Source organism: Marinoscillum furvescens DSM 4134, assembly GCF_003386095.1.
GTDB lineage: Bacteria > Bacteroidota > Bacteroidia > Cytophagales > Cyclobacteriaceae > Marinoscillum > Marinoscillum furvescens.
On the sequence record NZ_QREG01000016.1, the window covers coordinates 80,022 to 100,528 of the forward strand.

Annotated in this window: 16 protein-coding genes; 6 read left to right on the forward strand and 10 right to left on the reverse strand. The window is 46.6% G+C overall.

Features of this window, described 5'->3' with window-relative positions; all coding sequences use genetic code 11:
* The first annotated feature begins 198 nt into the window (after positions 1 to 198).
* A complete protein-coding gene (locus C7460_RS16070) occupies positions 199 to 1,212 on the forward strand; it encodes a LacI family DNA-binding transcriptional regulator (protein WP_115869149.1) in 1,014 nt (337 codons plus the stop codon).
* 19 nt (positions 1,213 to 1,231) lie between these two features.
* Here the strand turns inward: C7460_RS16070 and C7460_RS16075 are convergent, their stop codons facing one another.
* The 4 genes from C7460_RS16075 to C7460_RS16090 form a co-directional block, all read right to left on the reverse strand.
* Positions 1,232 to 2,551, reverse strand: a complete 1,320-nt coding sequence (locus C7460_RS16075; protein WP_115869150.1) for a Gfo/Idh/MocA family protein — start codon at positions 2,549 to 2,551, stop codon at positions 1,232 to 1,234.
* Positions 2,552 to 2,562: 11 nt separating this feature from the next.
* The gene (locus C7460_RS16080; RefSeq protein WP_115869151.1) at positions 2,563 to 3,909 is read right to left on the reverse strand and encodes a 3-keto-disaccharide hydrolase; all 1,347 of its coding nucleotides are present in this window, start codon (positions 3,907 to 3,909) and stop codon (positions 2,563 to 2,565) included.
* A 94-nt stretch (positions 3,910 to 4,003) separates the two neighbouring features.
* On the reverse strand, positions 4,004 to 5,134 hold the full coding sequence (locus tag C7460_RS16085) for a glycoside hydrolase family 88/105 protein (protein WP_245986405.1): 1,131 nt from the start codon (positions 5,132 to 5,134) through the stop codon (positions 4,004 to 4,006).
* Between the two features lie 5 nt (positions 5,135 to 5,139).
* Positions 5,140 to 6,492, reverse strand: a complete 1,353-nt coding sequence (locus C7460_RS16090; protein ID WP_115869152.1) for a BNR-4 repeat-containing protein — start codon at positions 6,490 to 6,492, stop codon at positions 5,140 to 5,142.
* A 221-nt stretch (positions 6,493 to 6,713) separates the two neighbouring features.
* On the opposite strand from C7460_RS16090, the gene C7460_RS16095 reads away from it, so the two are divergent.
* Positions 6,714 to 7,874, forward strand: coding sequence for a hypothetical protein (locus C7460_RS16095; RefSeq protein WP_115869153.1), 1,161 nt, complete (start codon positions 6,714 to 6,716; stop codon positions 7,872 to 7,874).
* On the opposite strand, the gene C7460_RS16100 is transcribed toward C7460_RS16095, so the two are convergent.
* Entirely contained in the window at positions 7,871 to 8,098 is a 228-nt protein-coding gene (locus C7460_RS16100) for a hypothetical protein (RefSeq protein WP_115869154.1), read from the reverse strand. The genes C7460_RS16095 and C7460_RS16100 overlap by 4 nt on opposite strands.
* Before the next feature lie 271 nt (positions 8,099 to 8,369).
* On the opposite strand from C7460_RS16100, the gene C7460_RS16105 reads away from it, so the two are divergent.
* The 3 genes from C7460_RS16105 to C7460_RS16115 all read left to right on the forward strand — a co-directional run bounded on the left by C7460_RS16105 (position 8,370) and on the right by C7460_RS16115 (position 9,935).
* Complete coding sequence (locus tag C7460_RS16105; RefSeq protein WP_147302984.1) at positions 8,370 to 8,951, forward strand: hypothetical protein; 582 nt, start codon at positions 8,370 to 8,372, stop codon at positions 8,949 to 8,951.
* A 350-nt stretch (positions 8,952 to 9,301) separates the two neighbouring features.
* Entirely contained in the window at positions 9,302 to 9,649 is a 348-nt protein-coding gene (locus tag C7460_RS16110; RefSeq protein ID WP_115869156.1) for a type II toxin-antitoxin system RelE/ParE family toxin, read from the forward strand.
* On the forward strand, positions 9,636 to 9,935 hold the full coding sequence (locus C7460_RS16115; RefSeq protein WP_115869157.1) for a helix-turn-helix domain-containing protein: 300 nt from the start codon (positions 9,636 to 9,638) through the stop codon (positions 9,933 to 9,935). Before C7460_RS16110 ends, C7460_RS16115 begins: the two co-directional genes overlap by 14 nt.
* Before the next feature lie 805 nt (positions 9,936 to 10,740).
* Here C7460_RS16115 and C7460_RS16120 read toward each other — a convergent pair.
* Positions 10,741 to 12,246, reverse strand: a complete 1,506-nt coding sequence (locus tag C7460_RS16120) for a sulfatase-like hydrolase/transferase (RefSeq protein ID WP_115869158.1) — start codon at positions 12,244 to 12,246, stop codon at positions 10,741 to 10,743.
* Positions 12,247 to 12,417: 171 nt separating this feature from the next.
* Between C7460_RS16120 and C7460_RS16125 the strand changes: the two genes are divergently transcribed.
* On the forward strand, positions 12,418 to 13,113 hold the full coding sequence (locus C7460_RS16125; protein ID WP_147302985.1) for a hypothetical protein: 696 nt from the start codon (positions 12,418 to 12,420) through the stop codon (positions 13,111 to 13,113).
* 164 nt (positions 13,114 to 13,277) lie between these two features.
* On the opposite strand, the gene C7460_RS16130 is transcribed toward C7460_RS16125, so the two are convergent.
* The 4 genes from C7460_RS16130 to C7460_RS16145 all read right to left on the reverse strand — a co-directional run bounded on the left by C7460_RS16130 (position 13,278) and on the right by C7460_RS16145 (position 20,347).
* The gene (locus C7460_RS16130; RefSeq protein WP_170148043.1) at positions 13,278 to 15,440 is read right to left on the reverse strand and encodes a right-handed parallel beta-helix repeat-containing protein; all 2,163 of its coding nucleotides are present in this window, start codon (positions 15,438 to 15,440) and stop codon (positions 13,278 to 13,280) included.
* Positions 15,441 to 15,635: 195 nt separating this feature from the next.
* A complete protein-coding gene (locus C7460_RS16135) occupies positions 15,636 to 17,144 on the reverse strand; it encodes an alpha-L-fucosidase (protein WP_115869161.1) in 1,509 nt (502 codons plus the stop codon).
* Between the two features lie 45 nt (positions 17,145 to 17,189).
* Positions 17,190 to 18,056: a LamG domain-containing protein gene (locus tag C7460_RS16140; protein ID WP_115869162.1), complete on the reverse strand. Its 867-nt coding sequence runs from the start codon at positions 18,054 to 18,056 to the stop codon at positions 17,190 to 17,192.
* A 122-nt stretch (positions 18,057 to 18,178) separates the two neighbouring features.
* On the reverse strand, positions 18,179 to 20,347 hold the full coding sequence (locus C7460_RS16145; RefSeq protein ID WP_115869163.1) for a T9SS type A sorting domain-containing protein: 2,169 nt from the start codon (positions 20,345 to 20,347) through the stop codon (positions 18,179 to 18,181).
* Positions 20,348 to 20,507 lie beyond the last annotated feature (160 nt).

Genomic DNA, 20,507 nt, shown 5'->3' on the forward strand with positions numbered 1-20,507 from the left:
GGTATAGAAAAACAGACACCACCTCTCCTCAGCAACACCCCGTCTTACTTGCCCCAAACGAATCCTCCTACCTGGCAGACCAGTAAGCAAAAACAAATGGCCTTCACACGTTTCCGGAAACGTTTCCGAAAATATTCTCATTTCCCGGAAACACTTTTAGTACCTATCTTTAGCTTCTACCAGACTTCTTGAAAGCTTATGAAACATGTCACCATCAAGGATGTAGCCCGAGCTATGGGCTGCTCAGTATCTACGGTTTCGCGTGCATTTAATGACAAATATGACATCCATCCCGACACGCGAAAACGCATCCTCGATATGGCCGAATCCATGGGCTACCGCCCCAACCCAATAGCTCGCAAGCTCATCAAGCAGCGGAGCTTTAACATAGGTATGATCGTGCCAGAGTTTGAAACGGCATTTTTCCCTAAAGTGATCATGGGTGCCCAGGAGGTATTGCAAGCACACAACTACCAGATGATAGTAATGCAATCCAACGAATCGTGGGAGACAGAGCTCAAAAACGTGAAAATGCTGGTGGACAACATGGTAGACGGGCTCATCATTTCGCTTTCATCGGAAGATCAAAACCTGGACTACTATCAGGAGCTCTTGTCTCGCAAAATGCCCATTGTTTTTTTTAACAGAGTGGCTGACGAACTGAATGCCTCCAAAGTGCTTTTTGAGGATTACAACTGGGCCTTTTTTGCTACAGAGCATCTCATCACTCAGGGCATAAAAAAAATCGTGCACCTGGCCTCTCATGAGAAACTAAGTTTTGCCAAAAACAGAATTCAGGGCTTTCGTGATGCCCATTACAAGTACCGACTAGACCCTGGCCCTACGCTCAACTGTGGCTTTTCTGTGGAAGAAGGCGAGCGTGTTGCCCAGGAGCTGATTGATAAAAATGATATCCCTGAGGCCATTTTTGCGGCAAGCGACCTAAGCGCCATTGGTGCGATCAAGACTTTTAAAAGAAATGGCTACCGCATACCTCATGACCTTCGGGTAGTGGGTTTTTCGGAATCCAGACTAGCAAGTTACATAGAGCCCCCACTCACGTCTGTAAGTCAGCCTACCACACAAATAGGCAAAACCGCTGCAGAACTGCTCATTAAGGAGATAGAAAATGAGGTAAGTGTTCCGCAAACGGTCTTGCTAAATGGTAGATTGAATGTAAGAGCCTCATCTATGCCATCTATCCAGGCATAATCCCGAGGCTTTCATTGGACTATTTCAGTTCCCAGCCCGGCTCGTAGGCCCGGCTCCAGTTTTCATTCACTTTGGCATCATCGGTCTTGCCCGTTTTTGGGTCTATCGCAAATGACTTACCACTTCTGTAGGCCAGGTTTGCCAGTAGCGCCAGGTGGTTACTCTTAGCTGCATCTGCAATAGGTGCACGCAGTTGTTCCTTGCCTCTGATTGTCTCCAGCAGATTCACCACGTGGCGTGTGGTAGTATCTCCACCACCGCCCAGGGCCACACCGCTTTCATTGCTCACCTGACCACTGTCTTTGATGAGCTTGCCTCCACGATCAAACGCGCGGTACTTGCCACGGTCTACATATACCGTACCCTCGGTACCATAGATGATCGTGCCCCGGCCACCTCCGTAGGTATTGTAGCCATTTCGGCTTTTGCCGTCCCAGCAGATGGTCTTGTCACCCTCAAACTCAAACGTGGCGTACATGGTGTCGTACATCTCCCAGCCATCGTCAGTATAGTGCTGCTTGGTAGCGTCTGCATGTACTGCTTTGGGGAAGTCTACCCCGAGTGCCCAGCGCCCTACGTCCAGCTCATGCACGGCATTGTTTCCGGTCTCGGCAGTGCCCCACTTCCAGCCATACCAGTGCCAGTTGTAGTTCCAGATGTCATGGTAGTACTCCTGACGTGGTGCAGGCCCCTGAAACAAGTCCCAGTTGAGGTCTGCCGGTGGTGCCTGCTTTACCTGATGGGGTACCTTTCCTCGTCGGTTGCTATAAAAAGCTACTGCCTTGTAGGGCTTACCGATCAGTCCTTCATGGATGTCTTTGATAATACCTATGGTATGGCCCGATGAACGCTGCTGATTGCCCATCTGTACGTGCATTCCAGTGCGCTTTTGGGTGTCTACCAAAATTTCACCCTCTCTGGGGTTGTGCGAGCAGGGTTTTTCTACATACACATGTTTGCCAGCATCCATCGCCATGCATGCAGCAGGGGTGTGCCAGTGGTCTGGAGTGGCTACAAACACCACGTCCAGCTTCTTGTCCTGCAGCACCTTGCGGATGTCCTCCTCGGCTTTGACTTTGTAGTCTATCTTATCCTTTATGGCATTGAGTGCATTGGCTACCTGTGACTGCTTAGGGTCACATAGATAGAGCAGCCTGGTGTTGTACTCAGCGTCCAGCGCCGGATAGTAGCCTGGCACACGTCTGCCTAGTCCCATAAAACACATATTGATGCGGTCATTGGAACCGAGGATGCTGTTGTAGCTGGAAGCACTCATCGCAAAGCTCAGGCCTGCAGTGGCGAGTGTTCCTTTTTTAATAAAGTCTCTTCGTGTTGACATGTTTAGGTTTCTTATAGTTCTCGGATTTTAATACTTCTATAGCTCACTTCATTGCCATGGTCTTGCAGCAGGATGAGGCCTTCTGGCCAGCGGCCAAAGTTTTCCCATTTTTGATACTTACTATAGTTGACCAATGCAGCAAACATCTGCGAAAAACGATCGTATTCTACTACTTTTTCATTGTTTAACCAATGTTCTACCCGACCATTTTTGCTCACGATGCGCGCTTTTTGCCACGTATTGGGGCCTTTCAGCCTCCAGTTTGAATGCACCTCTTTAGCAATCAAATCATATAATGAACCTAACGTCCGGTTGCCCATCACGCCTTTCTTGGCATCAGGATGGCGCTTGTCATCCAATATCTGAAACTCGCAGCCTATGGCCGATCCAGCGCCTTTGTTAAGCGTGGGATCTACAAAATACTTGATACCACTATTGGCTCCTTCGGTAAACTTAAACTCCAGCTCCAACTCAAAGTCCCCATAGTTTTTAGTGGTGACAATATCACCGGGACCTGTAGACTCTCCACCATCAGTAGCCTCCACGGTAAGGATGCCATCCTTTATCGTCCACCCACTTTCAGGGAATTCATCCAGTTTGGCTCCTCGCCAGCCATTGGTGGTTTTTCCATCCCATAGCAGTCGGAATCCTTTGCTTACTTCCCAGTCGGTGAGTTGGTTTTTGAGGTAACTGATCTGCGGCACCTGAGGGTGCGGGTCCAGCCGGTGAGCAGCTACATTTTCAGTAAGAATTCGAATGTTTTTCCACTTCACTTCATAGCCCGCTTTGTCATCACCAATACTGTGTACCTGCAGCCCAATAATCCCTTCATTGGTCATATCATCTGCGAGCCAGCTCGCTTGCACGCCATTCACATAGGTGCGGATATCGCTGCCCAGGCATTCGATGCGGATGGTGTTCCAACGCCCGAGCTGAAATGCTGAAGGTATCGGATTTCTACTCAGAGGATACAGCCAGTTGCGCCGGCCTTCGTCAAAAATCCCTCCGGTCCAGGCGCGATTGCCATCCGGGTCAATCTCACACTGGTAGCCAAACACCCGGTCATTTTCTTTGCGGATATTGCTTCTAAACTGAATGCCAGAGTTGAGGTCATTGGGAAGGAAAACCTGTAACTCGAGGATGAAATCTGAAAATCGCTCTTTGGTGCATAGAAACGTGTTGGGTGTATTGGTCACTGCTTTCCCTACAATCACACCGTCCTCTACTTCGTAGGTAGCTTCTCCGCCATGGGTTTCCCACCCTTTTAGGTTTTTTCCATTGAATAAAGGCTGCCACTCCTGGGCATTCGCCGAAAGCGTAAGCAGCATCAAAATAACAGGAATTAGGTTTTTCATCATTTGTGGTTTAGTCTAAATAGAATGACCTCTGGCTTTTTCTTGAAAATTGAGCCAGAGGTTTATTAAAGTTGTGAACAAAGGTTTTCCAGGCAGATCAGTTTTGGTACAGCTTGTACACTTCTGACCCTGCGCTGAGGAAGGCTCCGGTACCATACACCTCCGTCTTGTCGGCCCAGGCTTGCCCGGGAGCAGCGCCTATGGGTTGCACATAGCCCAGCATCCCCTCATCGGTGACATAGCTGGTAAGTGCCTGCCATGCACGCTTTACAGCGGGTTCATAGTCCTCCCGGTCCAGTATGCCCTGATTGATACCCCAGGCCAGGCCGTAGGTAAAAAACGATGTACCGCTGGTTTCTGGTGTAGGATAAAACTCGGCTCCCAGTAGGCTCATGGCCCAGTGTCCTTCTTCGGTCTGGATCTTCAGTAGGGTCTTGGCCATTTTTTTATAAAGATTCAAAAAGTACTTGTACTCCTTAGTACCTTCTTCCAGCTCATTCATGATATTGACCAGGCCGGCAAATACCCAGCCGTTGCCACGCGCCCAAAATACCTTCGTGCCGTTATCCAGCTTCGTTTTGAAGCGCTCATCCCGGTAGTAGAGGCTCTCTTTTTTGTCAAACAAAAAGTCTGTAGTGGCCTTAAACTCGCTCATCATAAAATCCAGATAGGCCTCTTCACCCGTCTCTTTGTAGAGCTTGGCCCATACAGGTGGCGCCATAAAGAGCGCATCGCACCAGTTCCACCGGTCCTGATGAAAAGGTGTCCTCCAGTTGAGCTGCGTTTTGGCTGGATGGAAGCGGATATAATCAAACTGCTTGATGGTAGGCTCCATCATGGACTCGTCCCCATATTTTCGGTACAGGTCCACGTACATCTGGCCTATGGTGTGGTCATCAGCAAAATACTTGCGGTAGTGCAGTTTCCACTCCTGCTCCTCGCCTACGCTTTTGAGCCATTCATAGTACTTGTCTGTATCGGCCATTTGGGCCCATTTCACCATCCCTACATAAAGCGCTCCGTTGGTCCAGTCTGCGATGTGGTGGGGCTTGTCTGCAGTGTAAGGCTCCCGAAAGTGCTCGATTTGCCAGTCAGCAACTTTTTGCATTACCTGTTTTACTTCATCAGGTTTTATTTCCTGTGCAAAGGCCCCTCCTGTTGTCGACAGGCAAAGTGCCAGTACGATCAGCCTTGTCCATTCCATTTTCAGCTGTTTTAGTCTATTCATTGTGATCATTTTTTTGGTTTTTCTAATACATATCCCATGATGCTGGTCTCAAAACTTTGGTAGTGAGTCCATGGCTTTCCGCCCAGCCACAGCACCACCTTATACCCGTCTCCTGCCACGATGATGGGCCGGATGTTTTTATAGGTGGAGTTGTCAGTCAGCTGCTTCCACTCTATGCTTTGGGTATCATCTTTGGGTTTTACCCGTGCCATGTAGATTTCATGCACGCCTTTCTCTTCTCCAGTATTGGGGTCCACTGGGGTGGAAATGATCACCCTGGTGGGATCTTCAGGATCTAAAGCAATGAGCCCGGTGTAGCTCGCTTCCCGAGGGTATAGCCCTACACCGGCATAGGCAATTTCACGGTCTACCCACTTTTTGCCGGTCCAGGATGCCAAGCGGAAGCGATTATCGGAATTCTCCAGAAAAAGCGTATAGCCAATGTGTGGATTCCCTTTCTTGTCTTTTTCCAGATCGCAGGTCCACGCTGCATCCGGAACACTACCAGAGCCCTCCGGCTTTTCTTTGGTTTCACTGCCTACATATACTTTTTCAGCTTCGGAAGTTTGTAATGGCCCCTGAGCGATGCTCTTGATCTTTTCGCCATTGGCACGGTAAAAGCTCTCCCCATCGAAAGTCGCATAGTAGATGCTATTGCCATACACCCGCGGGTGTCCGTCTGTAAACGATATGCCGATCTGGTTATCGTTGAGCTGCATGTAGCGCACATAGGGCCTTTGTTTTCCTGCCACTTCATCCTTGATCAGGTGCGTGGTATGGCCCCAGGTGTTGCCACCATCTGCAGAGGTGATGTAGGTAGGGTTTAGATCTGGCCCATTTCGATAAAAGTTATAGAGCAGGCCTTGCTTTTCTATGGTGTAGAGGTTCATATAAGTAACCCCTCCCCAGCTGCTGCCATCGGGCAGATCAAAGTCATGCGTGTAGACCTGGCGCTCGCTCCACTGCAAGTAATTGTCCGGCGAAGAAATGCTGTAATAGTGCTTATTTTCCCGACCATGCTTGGCCCACACCGCCAGCAGACTGCCATCTTCGCGCACATAAAAAACCGGGGAGTTGTGATCATCTACCTCAAATGCTTTATCCAACACTGCCACCCCTTCAAGTTCATTTTGTTCCAGGTCGTAGACACCCACACGGATATCTCCGCTTACTCCGCTGATGGTACCTATAATGAGCTTCCCTTCATGAATAATCACCCGAGGATCTTCATACCAGCACCATCCTCCATCCTCCATAAAGGTGATGGGCTGTTGGTCTTGTTCTTTGTACTGTGCCCGTGCCGCGGTGAGCACCACAAGCAAAAGACACAGGACTACCATTTGTCTTCTTATTTTCATGATTGTTTATAAGTAAATGTTTCTATGCTATCCCCCACCTTTTTGAAAGGTCTGGAGGCGTGTGGAGCTGTCATTCGAGAGCTCCTTATTTATTCGTATAGACTAACTTATCCCTTCACTGTGCATTTCACTGCTTTTTACCTAGTTTTACGCTTATCTTTACCGTAAAAAGTAACCGACAATACCTTGTTTTTCAGTGAGTTGTATTTACCAATGATTGAATGATCAGTTCCCAGCAAAAAACCGAAGCACTACAACGAATACTAGATAGCAAGACCTTCAAGAAGGCCACTACCACCCATGTCTTGCTCAAACTTTTGGCTGATGCTACGCTTTCGGATAAGGAACTCACCACGGTGACCATTGGCATGGAACTCTTCGGCAAAAAATATGATCCTGAAAAGAGTGATGTCAACATTCGGGTAAACATTTCGCACCTGCGTAAACGACTTAAAAAGTACTATGCTGATGAAGGGCAGTCTGACCCCATCATTGTGTCCATTGCTCCGGGGCAGTATCAGGTCTCTTTTACCAAAAAAAAGTCTGAAGATCCGGTCAAATCTCGCTATGCACTTCCAATAGTGACCGCTATCGCCTTGCTGGCAATAGCAGCGGCAACATACTTCTACACCCGCCCTTCGGATGCGGTGTGGACCTCCTTGATTAATAACCAAAAAGAAACCGCACTGTACATAGGCGATGTGTTTGGATACCGGGGGCCAGGGGCATTTGGCGCCTACGAATGGCACCGTGATGCGCGCATCAATTCCACGGAGGAGTTTTACGAACTGGTAAATACTAACCCGGAAGTATACGGAGAGCTTAAACCGGGAGGCTACAGCTATGTAGTTTTCGAAAACTCAGCGATTGTAAAACCCTTTACTCGCTATTTTACGAAGCGTGATTATGATTTTTCGCTGCGGCCTTCCTCCGGCTTTACCACCAAACTGATCCGGGAGCAAAACACCATCTACACAGGTCCGGTATATATCCAAATGCAGTTTGTGGAGGTGTTTAATCAACTGTCGAAAAACATACACCTGGAAGTACAGATGATGCCCGAAAGACTTTTCGCTATTTCCTACACAGGAGATGATGGTGAGCCCAAACGCATCGATTTGAATAGCACAACAGGCAGTAGCGAATATGCACTGATCGGTGGGTTTGATGGCCCCAACAACACGCGGCACTACATGTTTTTCTCCAATCACGGCATGGGCCTGACGTCTTTAGTGGATTATTTTACCAATGAAGATTCACTGGCTGTATTTTCCGAACGTCATTTGGAAGAATCCTCAGAGTTTGTGGCGGTGTATTATGTGGAAGGTCAAAACCGTACCAATATGCACATGGAGTTGCGCTTTTTGGACAACAATCGCTAAGCATTGGAGACTTCCGCCTGTGGGTTGGAGACTTCCGCCTGAGGTTTGGCTTCTTCCGTCCGAGGGTTGGGGCCTTCCGCCCGTGGTTTGGCTTCTTCCGTCCGTGGTTTGGAGGCTTCCGCCTGAGGTTTGGCGTCTTCCGTCCGAGGGTTGGGACCTTCCGCGTGTGGGTTGGCTTCATCCGTGCATGGGTTGAGACCTTCCACGTGTGGGTTGAAGTTCACCAGCTAAGGTTTGGGGTCTTCCGCCAAGGATGTAGTCCTGCTTTGGCTTCTAAGTGTAGGTATTTACAATTGTTTAAAAACCATTATCTTCGAAGGGTTCAAGCCGGATTTTGTGCCTAGGTGTGCTATATTCAAGATGTTAGCGTCAATTCTGACTCATATGAAGCATATTTCTTATCTGATATCAATTTTAATCCTAACTGTTAGTTGCGGAACTGATAACCAAACGAACCACGAATGGATAAGAGCGTACACTCAAAATATTTCCACAATGGCAAAACAGGTTGTAGAGGAAACTGGCAACAGAAATAGCGACTTGGAGATACTTGACAATATCAAAAAATATCAGAACGTCACATCTGAACTCATTTCGGAACTCGATAACGGAAACAAACAAGCCGTCATCAAGAAACTCCAAGACCATATTGACACGCTGAGAACATCTTCAAATAGAATTAGTGAATACTTTTCAATTTCCAATACAACGTCAGTAGAGAACATAAAAATCCAAATAGCATTATTGGAACAAGAAACACTCAACTCATACACTAGCCAGATCGGATCAACTGACATGATGTTTGACCAGTTGGATATTTTCTTCGTTCCGGATGAATACCTGATAAACAAAAACGAACCTGTCAAGGGAACAATCTACATGGGTGCAACAACTTCTCGATCAGAAAAAATGAAAATGTTTATTAACGGCTCAGATATACCGATTATATCAGGAGGTGGTCGAGTTGAACTACCCTATTCCGCTGTAACGCCTAACTTTGAATTCAAAGCCAAGTTTTTAGAAACTCGCTTCAACAACGAACTGGAGAAAACAATCAAACTGAAGAGCTCTAAATGATCAAAAGGCGCCAATCGAGTAGACGGCCCCACCAGTCATAACTGATGGGGTGCGCCTTTGGAGTGCCAACCCAGTCACATCACCGTACGTACGGCCGGCGTGTAAAGCTCACGCCGACCTGTCGGCAAAGGCAGGTATACGGCGGACTAGGCGTCCCTGTTCATTGGATCGATCTTGTAGCCTTCCCATTTTTAGGACTGATCAAATAGACTAATTCACTAAGTATTTACAAAATTCATTCTGGTAGTTTTCATTCTTTGTTTGCTGTTTCAGATACTGAACGTAGAAAATGCACTTACCGAAACCTTTTCCCATTGCATCATGTTACCTAATTAGCTAACTTCGTTCGTATGAGCGAAAGTAGTGATGTCAGAAAGGTAATAATCTTTGGTGAGCACTTTTGGGAGTTTTACAACGCTCAAACTCCCAAGATCAAGGAACGGATAAACTGGACAATTAAACTGATTAAAACCGTTGAACGTGTCCCAACAAAGTATCTCAAGAATATTACTGGAACAACTTTGTATGAAATGCGGATGGTATCAGGCACGAACATCTACCGAATTTTCTGCTTTTTCGACAAAGGTAAATTGGTTGTGGTGTTGAACGGGTTTCAAAAGAAGACCCAGAAAACTCCGCAGAACGAAATTAAACTAGCTCAAAAGCTACAAAAACAGTATTACGATGAGCAAAACTAAAATTATTGATTTTGATGATCACCTAAATTCTGAATATGGTGAACGAGGGACTGAATCTAGAGAAGCCTTTGAAGAAGGATTTGAGGCTTTTCGATTGGGGGTTATGCTTCAAGAACTGCGTAAAAACCAAGGCATGACTCAGGAACAACTGGCTCAAAAGTGCGGAACAACTAAGACGTACATTTCGAGAATTGAGAACAACGCAAGCGATATTCGTCTATCAACTCTCATGCGAATCGTCAGAGAAGGTTTGGGCGGACACCTGAAGCTCAACGTAGAAATATAAACACGAAAGCACGGTCGAGTAGACGGCCCCACCAGGCGTCACCGTTCACTGAATATCAGTGGTTCGCCATTGCGAAATCTTTTTTCGGTAATAGGAAAGCTCCAAATAGTCTGATCGCCATTCGCCCAGCAAAGCGTAAAGAAATCCGCACCAATTGGGAGGAGCGTAATGGCAATAAGAATTATAGCAGAAAACTCAACTCGATAATTTTATCAAGGCAATCAATCAGCTTACTAAATTCCTAAAACCGGACGAACTACCGATATCGAAGGTGTACGAGTTAAAATTATCCGAGACTACCTGCTCTTCTATCAGATTCCGTATTGAAATCTTTACACTTTGATAGGGCGTCCTTGATAATTGATTTTGTGCTTGAACACCCGTTTAAGCTAAATGAATCTCTTTTTGGTATTTAAACCAATTCATTAAACCTCAGTTTTCGTTAATTATCTATGATTTTGAGGTTTTGTGACAGGCCTCGAATAAATTTCTATCAGAAATTCAGCTTAAGAAAATCATACCTGAATCCACTGTTTGACCGCAGGGACCGGGTCGCCGGTGCGATTTGGATTCATTGCAGTAACTAGCTGAATTTCAGGAATTTATTCACAGCCTTGATTTCTTTTGTCCACCGTGGACTCGGTTACTTTCTTGATCAAGCAAGAAAACGGTCCGCCGCTGCGGTAAGAGCCAGCCCGGCTCGAGGGCTTAAATGAATAAACAAGTAAGCCCTTGATATAGCCGACAAGACCCTGCTATACTTCAAATAAAATAGATGTACCATCTATCTCACCACTCCTTCTGTCTACCCTTTTACCTTGAGCATTTCGCTAATGTCCAATGGATCCTCATAGTGCTGTTGAAGTTTTAGCAGTTCGGTAGCTAGCTCCTGCAATTTTTCGGCATATGCCGGTTCATCGGCCAGGTCGTTGATCTCTTCGGGATCATTTTTCAGGTCAAACAAGAGGAATTTTTCAGCTTTGGGATAAACGATCAATTTAAAGTCGCCTTTGCGCACCATGCGCTGAGAATCTACATACGCTCCATAAATGGCGGGGTAGTTGCCAGCAGTCTGCTGCCGTGTAGCCAGGGGCACCAGGCTATTGAACTCCACATAGCCCGGTTTTTTAATCCCTGCCAATTCCAGTGCCGTGGGCATCAGGTCCTGCAAGTACACAGGCATCTCTAGCTGCTGATTGGCCGGAATGCCAGGGCCGGCGATAATCAACGGTGGCTTCACACTATGCTCAAACTGGCTTTGCTTGCCGATCAGCCCATGCCTACCCATAGCCAGCCCGTGATCTGAAGTGAAAAAGATGTAAGTGTTTTCCAGCTTGCCGCTGGCTTCTAAGGCATCCAGAATCTGCCCTATCTGCTCATCCAAGTGACTGATGATGGCGTAGTATTCTTTGATGTGCACTTTGGTAGCATACTCCGTACGTGGAAACGGAGCCAATGCCTCATCTCGCAGTGAAGGTCCGTTACCGATCAGGTGCTGGTAAGGATACTCCGGCATCCAGCTTTCGGGCAGAGAAATATCCGCCAAATCGTACATGTCCTGGTACTCCTGCGGTGCCTGCCGAGGATCGTGGGGAGCATTGAAAGCGATGTACATAAAAAATGGATTCTCACGCTGCTGAGCACTATCCAAAAACGAAAGCGCATCGTCACGCACTACCTCGCTCCAGTGCTTGCCCCCTGCCCAAAATCCACCAAACTTAGGATCTGTAGGTGACCAGCTGGTATCATTTTCATCGAGCGGGCGATTGTAACCCACCGGCATAATTTCTTCTGGAGTCACCTCTCCATTGGCCACTTCATTGGCAAAGAGGTCTACCATCTTAAAATGGTCCCAGGCATCTTTTGGCATACCAGGACGAATGTGCTCAGCCTGACCGAAGACCTTTCCGGCTGAGGCGTCTACATGCCACTTGCCTGTCATGTAAGTATCATATCCATTGGCTTCCATCAGCTGCCCCCAGGTCTGCGCCAGCGAATCCCCCTTTTGCCAGTGCTGACGAAAGTTATTGACTCGCCAGAGCGAGCGGCCAGAAATGAGCATGGAGCGAGAAGCCGTGCAGATGGCACCATTCCATCCGCCCATATTATAGGCATTGGTAAAAGAGGTGCCTTGGCGCACCAGACGATCGAGGTTGGGAGTATAGATCTCCGAATTGCCCAATGCCCGAATGGAGTTGTAGGTCTGGTCATCGGTGAAAAGAAATAGGATGTTGGGTTTTTGAGATACTTCTCGCTGACTACACGAGACAAGTACACCAAATACCAGGGCTGCAAGCAAAATTTTTTTCATAGGTATTTCAAAATATTAGTTCTAAGGTATCGCCATTCGGCAAAACCAAATTGAGCAATGGTTTGCATCTCGAAAAACAAGTAGCCAGAAGACAAACCTTTGCTCGCAACTCTATTTCACTTAAGTGGTAGCTTACCCTTGATTAAATACACACGAAAAATCACCGCATGTATGAAAACCTGTCACTTACTCTACCTACTCTTATGGTGCCCACTTCTTGTCTTTTCTCAGCCAAAACAAGAGCTTGAAAGCATTTACAAAGGCTCGTTTGCGGATTTTTATAAATCGGTGAGCTCTCAAATAATGATGTATCCTAATGATGAATCCGGTGTTTTAGTTTTGGTCTGGGTGGTGAAAAATGGAGTGATCGAAGACATCTACCTCCCCAACCCGCTTTCCAAAACTCAAAACTCGTCAGTGATCGCTGCGATTTCGTCTACACGTGACAAGTGGTCTGCTAGCCAGACCAAGAAGGCTTTTATTCTCCCGGTTATATTCTCGAAAGTCAAGCGAACTGAAATGTCATTTCCCGACCACTTTTTACCTCCCTTGCATATCATAAGTTTTAGTAAAACCACCGTGAAAAACCTAAACACTGGAGCTACTGCATCAAGCATCAAACATGCTCAAGAGCCTTCAGAAGCGTCTTTGGCTGGTAAAGCTCAAAAACTAATAACTAAAGGGAAATATAAAAAAGCCCTTACTCCATTAAATGTTCTGATCAAGAGGTTTCCACTTACAGAGGAATACCGCAACATGCGCCTGGCGTGCTATCAGGCCACCAACAAAATTGACGAAATCTGTACTGAAGCAGTGTTTATGAAGCTCATCTTCCAGATGGAGCCAATTCATGAATGTGTGAAGTAATTGGTGCTCAACTGCTGACACCTAGTGCTTTTCTGGCGTAGCTCCAAACAACAGAGAAAAAAGCTCTATCAAACACTAGCATTCGATCAAATGGCAGTAAAGTGATTCAAAAAACGCCACCGAACCAAAAATCCGGTGACGTTTGTGATTTCTTAAGCTACAGCTTACCTATTGACAACTATATGCCTTGCCACACTGCCTCTGCCGATCTGACATCTGAGCAAATACCACCCGGGTGCTAAGCCAGAAACATCGAGTACCAACTCATCAGTAGCGCTATCCAGCATACGCACATTCACCCTTCTGCCGAACACATCTGATAGCATCCAGGCGTCTACACCGTAAGCACTAGTGACCGTCACCTGATCAGACGTTGGGTTGGGGTATACTTTTAGTGCGACAGAACGGCTACTTAACACTTCTTTTTCTTCTTCCTCTTCTTCCTTGTTGCCACTATCAAAAAACTGTAGCGGATATGCTTCCCAATCAGCACCTGCCACCCAGGCAGTGGTACCGGACTCATAAGCTCCTATATCCGGGGCAGCACCCTGATATCCATCAGTAATACCCGCTATCACTTTACCTCCATCGATAAGACCAGACGAGTTGCCAGGCATAAAGTCCTGCGCCGAGTAGTCTACGAATGGATCGTTCGGGTCTATTTTATTGGTTTCGGTAGACACGTGCGTACCGATCCACTCTCCGCTATTCGCATAGTTGTTTTCGATCACTATGTCATCTATGGTGTAATTGGTACCATTAGGGCCAGCCCATCTGCCCATGGCAGACTCTGCTTCGTAGATTGAGTTATTGTAGATATCGATGTTCCAGTTGTCCCAATTAATCTGAATACCAGTCCAGGTAATGTTCCAAACCATGTTGTGATGTACCGTATAGCCCTTGCTGTGATTGTCCAGATAGATCCCTGCTGCACGCCCATCCGCATACTCCGGCCCTGCGGAATCATGAAACCAGTTGTGATGGATGACAGTGTTTTTGTCACTTTCTTTCCCTACTGTATAAAAAATACCCGCGTCATTATTGATGCGCATTACATCGTAGACATCATTGTAGGCTATCTCACCGTTTGATCCACTGTTATAAATCCCATCTCTACCTGCCAAATACAGTGTATTGTTGGTAATGGTCATCTGGGGGATACTGCTCCGGATCAAGTTCGAGTGAATACCAACGGTGTTAAACGACCTGATGATGTTGTTATGAATGGTATTGCTGGTACTGTTTTTCCAGGCATAGAGGCATGCCACTCCGTTGGCAGAACCAAACTCGATTAAATTCTGCTCAATCAAGTTGTGACTTCCCTCGATCGTAATGGAACCCCTGGCATCCTGTGCATCCGAATTGTCCAGCTCGTCGAGCGCATTGTGACCGTACTGTATTACACAGTTTCGCACCTCACAGTAGTTTCCGGCAATTCTTACTGCCCCACCAAACACATGAAGGTCTTCCACGGTGATGTAATCATGCGTGAGCTCAAAGGTTTCTGTTCGTGCACTGACCTCTACAGCTAATGTGTTGGGGTCGGCACCACTGGGAGCATACAGGTAAAGCTCATTTTGCTCTTCATCGTAGAACCATTCTTCTTCGGCATCCAAAGCTGCCAATTTTCCAAAGAGAAAAAACCGCCCCCTATTTTCATTGCGAATCACTGTAGGATTGTGTGGATTAAATGGCCATTTATCTGGAAGTTCAGGAAAGTCTACCCTACCAGCAGAAGATGCCGTAACTGGCCGGGTCCAGCTGGCACCAGAGTGTGCTCCCAGATACCAGATATAGCCACCAGACCAATCTGCAGCAGGGATCGTAGATCGCTCAATATGTGATCTGGAGCCATTATCTACCGGTTCGGCATCAATGGTAAAAGGGTCCTGATCAGTGTTGTTTGGCCATCGAGCCACGTCCATGGACTTACCCCCTACATAGAGTGCTCGAAAGCGCACGGGAAGTGTCATTGTAGCCGATGTTTTATAAATAGGCCCGTCATGCACCTCCCAAGCTGTAAGTGCTTCGGTGCCAGTTACCACTACCGGGTCTCCGGCGAATGCTTTAAATACAATTGGACTTGCGGCCGTTCCAGAGTTGGTGGTTTTCACCCGTTCCCGGTAGACGCCTTCTTTGATGTAGCAAACATCTCCTGCCTGTAAAACCGTAGCGGCTTTACCAATAGTGAGAAATGGCTCATCCTCAGTACCAGGATTGCTATCATCTCCATTCTTAGCGACATAATAATCTGTAGCGAAGAGACTGATTGCACACAGACAACCAATCACTACGAAGAAAAATCTTAAGCTTGATACTATCATCATTTGGTTTAGGTAAAATGAATGGTGAACTGCTATCAAATCTACTGCTGATGCAAGCATCTGTACCACCCTAAAATATGTTTGAGAACAGGGGTGTTTTATAAAACACTGCTTCGAAGACTCAACAAATACTGGACAAAATCATCGAAAAAATACCTCTAAAGCTATGTAACAGCACCGTATAAACTTTGAAGCGAATCAATCTTTCAGAACAATTCTATAGACTAGTGCTGCATCGCCAGCCACAGGTTGCTGCTGAGGCTGGCGCACCTTTAGCCCCTTTTTGGTCTGCTTCCATTCTATTTTTTCATCAATTCCCAGTACGGTTACTTGATTTACCTTCAGTGTGGTTGGTTTAAGAGCTGTTAGCAGTCTATTTGGTTCCTCCTCATCCCAACCAAGCTGAATGGCATAGACGATATTTCCTTTTCGGGTGTAGCGAACATCTTTGGCATTGAGCTCATCCAGCCCGCCTTTTAGCGCCCCAAACTCATTCCAGTTGTCATTTGGCCGCTTTCGGATCTGTGTAGGACCTTCCCCATACACTATAAAAGGACGCGTACCATAGATCGCCTCACCGTATCTATTCATCCACACGCCTATAGCCTCCATAGCTGCTACCTGCTCTGCTGGCATGGTACCATCTGCCATGGGGCCGGCCGAGAGCAGCATGACACCATTCTTACTTACTACTTCAGCTAAGATTCTAATGGCTTTGCTGGGGTTGATAGCTGTGCGCCTGGCCTTATTGTAGCACCACGAGCTGCCCAGTATAAAATCAGTGATCCATACCTCCTCTTGAATATCGGGCATCGTGGCACGCTCCACATTGACCACCGCCAGTTCTTGAGGGAAAAAATGCCCTTTGGTATTGACAACTACTTCCTTGTTGCGAGCCTTGGCCTCATCAAAATAGTGTTTTAAAAAAGCTTTGCGGTGAGACTCTTTGACAAAACGCTGCCCAAAATCCATCCAGATGTAATCCGGACAATGTGCCTGTATCACTTCGTCTAGTTTGGCCAGCCACAGGTCATTGGCCTCCTCATAGTGCATGTTACAGTACAGTTTACGGTAGCGCTCCTCTTGTGGTACCAGCACCGAATCATATACCAAACTGTAGTTGCTTACTGGCCGTGTCCAGGTATTTTCCTGTTTGGGATAAAACATCATGTGAAAGCCATGATGAAAGGTGGTCATGTACTTTAAGCCTCTGCTCTTTACCTCATCTCCGATCTGTTTTACCACATCGATTTCTGGCCCCATTTGAGCTGAATTCCACTCGTTTACCTGACTATCCCAAAGAGAAAAGCCATCATGATGCTCAGCAATGGCCCCAATAAACCGGGCACCCATGTTTTCAAACATATCTACCCATTCCTTTGCATCGAAATGCGGCGCCTTCCACAGCGGAATAAAATCATGGTAGTGTGCCGTATCACCGTAGGTGGTATTATGATAATCATAAATATCCTCACCCCAACCTACACGATCTGGCGTATAGCGCCACCTGGGATACCACTCACTTCCCCATGCCGGCACCGAATACACCCCCCAATGAAAGTAAACTCCCAGCTTGGCGTCCTGAAACCAATCAGGTGCAGCCTTATGCGTTTTGAGCTCTTCCCAGCTAATGCTTTCAGTGGACTCTTGAGCATATACACCAAGAGCCATGCAGAGCGACAATCCTAAAATTATCGATTTCCTCATATGGTAAACTTTGGGAATCCTATCATTTCTTAACTAGTACTGAGTCTACTTCACCAATCTCCAGGATCTCACCCAGTCGTAGTAGGTGGTACGGTCTGATTTGCTCATGTTCATGCCACCGTCTGCTGGCACAGGGTTCCAGTCATAGGTCTCCGTCACCATCTTGAGGTACATGGGCAGGTCAAAAGCCGCCGCTGGCTCCACCGTGCCTACATGCTTACCGTCAAGGAAAAACTGCACCTCAGTAGGGCTTTTCCACCAGGCACCAAACACGTGGTAGTCGTCATAACATTTGCCTCCGAGTGGTGCCTTATTGCCCTTGATACCTTCGGGCTCATCACAGGTCACCTGTCGGCTGTGTGTATTGGAGTTCATTTTGGTATTAAACTCCTGAGCCCAGGCAGCATCAGTAGTGATGTGCCCCACACTCTCTTGTATATCGAGCTCAATCACACGTCGGTCACATCCTTCAAGTTGCCCTTTATTGTTGATTAGCCAAAAAGTAGATGACATAAAGGTCTTGTTGGCTTTCATTCTACACTCAAAGTACTGGCCTACGCTTGCCGCATTGCGCGATTGAATGTGTCCACCTGCATGGGTAAATTCTCTCCCCTTTAGTGTTTCAGGCTTTTTCAATTGATAATTGGTGATCGCCAACTTACCTTTTTTCAGGCTTACGGTATTGGCTTTAAAAATACCTGGAGGACGTCCACGCCAGCCCTTGGGATCCGCATTGATCCACTTATCTTCATCGAGGGACTTACCGTCAAATTCGTCCGAAAGCTCGGGAATGAGCTCCCACTGGAGGCTGGCCACTTCTTCATTAGCATTGAAGGTGGGTCGGTCTTGAGCAGTAGCAAGTTTGAGACAGAAAATCACAAGGATCAGGATAAATACAAATCGCGCTTTCATTATAAAAAGTTGTTTTGACTGGGAGATAAAGCAATAAAAATGCAAAATGGAGATTTCGTGCGTCCTTTGTCTATGCAAAGGTTTGTGCAGGAAACCTCCATTTGTTTGTGGCAGAAGAAATTCTACTGAACGATTAGTTTTTGTCGCGAGATGGCATCATTCCTTTGCGAAACGAAATTTACCATGTATACCCCTTTATTTAGGTTGTGCTTCACCTTATTGACTCCAGCAACGGCTGGCTGCTCTAGCAGCAGTGCGCCCTTTGCATCGTATACTTTGATGCTGCCTACTTCATTGGCTTTTACTTCAAAGGTGTCCTTCCCCGGATTGGGGTAGATCACAAACGACCCACTGGGAGAACTGCCTAACACCTCGCTGGTGGCTATAGGCTCTCCGTATGTCACACGCAGCACGGCACTTCCTACTCCTCCAGATTTGCCATCAGGAAAGTTTACGGTTACCTTGTTTTCAGCCTTGACTAGTGCTGGATTCACATGAATGATTTTGGTAGTGGCATAGTCATCACCGGTGATGCGCTCTGCGCAATCTTCTAGCTGTACATTGAGCTTGCTACCATTGAGAGTAATCTCCACGTCTTTAGGATTGTCTTTATTTCTACTCACCCCCACACGCAGCGTAGCACTTCGCACCTGCTGCAGGTCGTCGATGTTGATGACGAAATCCTTGCTACCTGTAAAGGTCTGCCCCCAGGTGGTGCTGTAGTATACTTTTTCATCCAGGTCTTCCTCTTCAGGAATAGAAGATTCGTAGTTGACAAACACCACACCAGAACCCTGTGCTGTCAGGGTCACTTCGGGCAATGTAGCATACGTTTCTTCTTTAAATTCAGGCCTAAAGTCTACTTTGCGTCCGAGCGTGCGTACCAGCACATCTTTTACCTTTCCAGAAAATTCATCTACTTCCAGGTTCACGTTCGCCTCGGTATTGCTTTGGTTGTGCAGTACCACGATAAGCTGGTGATCATTTACAAAAGCAAAGCTTTGAATATCTGGATCATCGTTCCAAAACTCTACCCTCCTGCCTTTTACATCTTTGAAAAACTTGAAATAATCGATCAGTCTGGACTCCACCCATTTCGAACTGGATTTCTGGAAATTTTCTTTTACCAATAGGCTAGAGTAATATTTTGGATCCCACCCCGATGACTCCAATAGGATAAAAGGCACGGCCTTTTCCACGATATGTGGGCTGTTCATAAAAGTAAGCGTATTGGCAATAGCCCCATTTACCATGATGAAATTATCAATGTTTCGCTTCTCCATTTCGTACTCAAAACCCGATCCCGGAAAATATTGAGAACCCAGCTCTTCATAAACTTCTTCTTTCTTTGCTGCATCGGTAAAGTACGCTCCATGCTCAGACCCAACGAATTTGAATTCTTTTCCATATTTGTTGTGCATGAACGCGGCGATCCCATCAAACACCCCTTCTAATGGCAATCCAGAGCTTATTGACCCTACGAAATCATTTCCATCCCAGCCCATGTAGTCATAGGTATGAAAAGAATAGAAGTCAAGTTCAGCATTCGTACCATCTATGAAGTCAGTGAAATTGGTCAAACGATCATATTCTCTGCGGTAGTAGTAGCTCACAGAGTTGCACGGTCCGCCTACTTTCACATCCAGTCCCAGCTCATCTACTTTATCATTTACGGCTGTATGTAAGTCATAAAACCTCTGCTCACCACCAAACCTCCAGTCAGGCTCATTGACAATCTCATAAAAATCTGGTCGCTGAAAGTCGGTAAAGGTGTATTTCAAAGCCAAGGCTGCCAGTTCTGCCGCAGCATCGATGTTGCCTGGCATAGCCTGATCACTTCCATCAGGAATATATAGGTCCATGAAATCAGGATAAGCATTGTGTCGGTCGTGGAGGGCTAGTCCCTGCTTTGAGCCATACTTTGCTTTATAGGCTTCCAGACCATTGTCATTAGGATTCTGTTTGTTGATGAAATACTCCACATCGATATAACCAGGGCGGTTGGGATCTTCCTGAATGCTATTCCCCCAGCGCTTTTCACTAAATACCAGGCCCAGCCTTCGGCCAAGTGTCATGTCCAGGTTGTCCAGGTATTCAGTTTCCTGCTCGGGGGTGAGCACCTTTTTCATTTCGTTTACGTTTGCCGCCAGGTTAAAATACTTCGAGCGGTCCAACTCCTTGTGCCCTTCGATACCCCGTGTATGTGTCGGATTGATTTTTATAGAAACTTGCTGCTGAGCAAACCCAAGGGTACACATCAGCATCAATGTAATCGATAATGATTTTTTCATAAATAATTGTTTAGTCTGATTGAAGCAATTCTCTAATCAGCTACAAGCTAAAGTGGCTTGTTCAATTGATTGTAGGCAAAGGGTTGCTCAGAAGGCTCTGCAAAGCACCTCTGTTCAGTTTTTGTTCAGTTCAACCGGGGATGATGAGAGTAGTCGAAAC

What these genes read in the sequence shown, in the direction of transcription:
- C7460_RS16070 (WP_115869149.1), top strand. Translation starts at nt 199, where the DNA reads ATGAAACATGTCACCATCAAGGATGTAGCCCGAGCTATGGGCTGCTCA.
- C7460_RS16095 (WP_115869153.1), top strand. Translation starts at nt 6,714, where the DNA reads ATGATCAGTTCCCAGCAAAAAACCGAAGCACTACAACGAATACTAGAT.
- C7460_RS16115 (WP_115869157.1), top strand. Translation starts at nt 9,636, where the DNA reads ATGAGCAAAACTAAAATTATTGATTTTGATGATCACCTAAATTCTGAA.
- C7460_RS16125 (WP_147302985.1), top strand. Translation starts at nt 12,418, where the DNA reads ATGAAAACCTGTCACTTACTCTACCTACTCTTATGGTGCCCACTTCTT.
- C7460_RS16080 (WP_115869151.1), bottom strand. Translation starts at nt 3,909, where the DNA reads ATGATGAAAAACCTAATTCCTGTTATTTTGATGCTGCTTACGCTTTCG.
- C7460_RS16105 (WP_147302984.1), top strand. Translation starts at nt 8,370, where the DNA reads ATGGCAAAACAGGTTGTAGAGGAAACTGGCAACAGAAATAGCGACTTG.
- C7460_RS16085 (WP_245986405.1), bottom strand. Translation starts at nt 5,134, where the DNA reads ATGAATAGACTAAAACAGCTGAAAATGGAATGGACAAGGCTGATCGTA.
- C7460_RS16130 (WP_170148043.1), bottom strand. Translation starts at nt 15,440, where the DNA reads ATGATGATAGTATCAAGCTTAAGATTTTTCTTCGTAGTGATTGGTTGT.
- C7460_RS16075 (WP_115869150.1), bottom strand. Translation starts at nt 2,551, where the DNA reads ATGTCAACACGAAGAGACTTTATTAAAAAAGGAACACTCGCCACTGCA.
- C7460_RS16090 (WP_115869152.1), bottom strand. Translation starts at nt 6,492, where the DNA reads ATGAAAATAAGAAGACAAATGGTAGTCCTGTGTCTTTTGCTTGTGGTG.
- C7460_RS16110 (WP_115869156.1), top strand. Translation starts at nt 9,302, where the DNA reads ATGAGCGAAAGTAGTGATGTCAGAAAGGTAATAATCTTTGGTGAGCAC.
- C7460_RS16135 (WP_115869161.1), bottom strand. Translation starts at nt 17,144, where the DNA reads ATGAGGAAATCGATAATTTTAGGATTGTCGCTCTGCATGGCTCTTGGT.
- C7460_RS16120 (WP_115869158.1), bottom strand. Translation starts at nt 12,246, where the DNA reads ATGAAAAAAATTTTGCTTGCAGCCCTGGTATTTGGTGTACTTGTCTCG.
- C7460_RS16145 (WP_115869163.1), bottom strand. Translation starts at nt 20,347, where the DNA reads ATGAAAAAATCATTATCGATTACATTGATGCTGATGTGTACCCTTGGG.
- C7460_RS16140 (WP_115869162.1), bottom strand. Translation starts at nt 18,056, where the DNA reads ATGAAAGCGCGATTTGTATTTATCCTGATCCTTGTGATTTTCTGTCTC.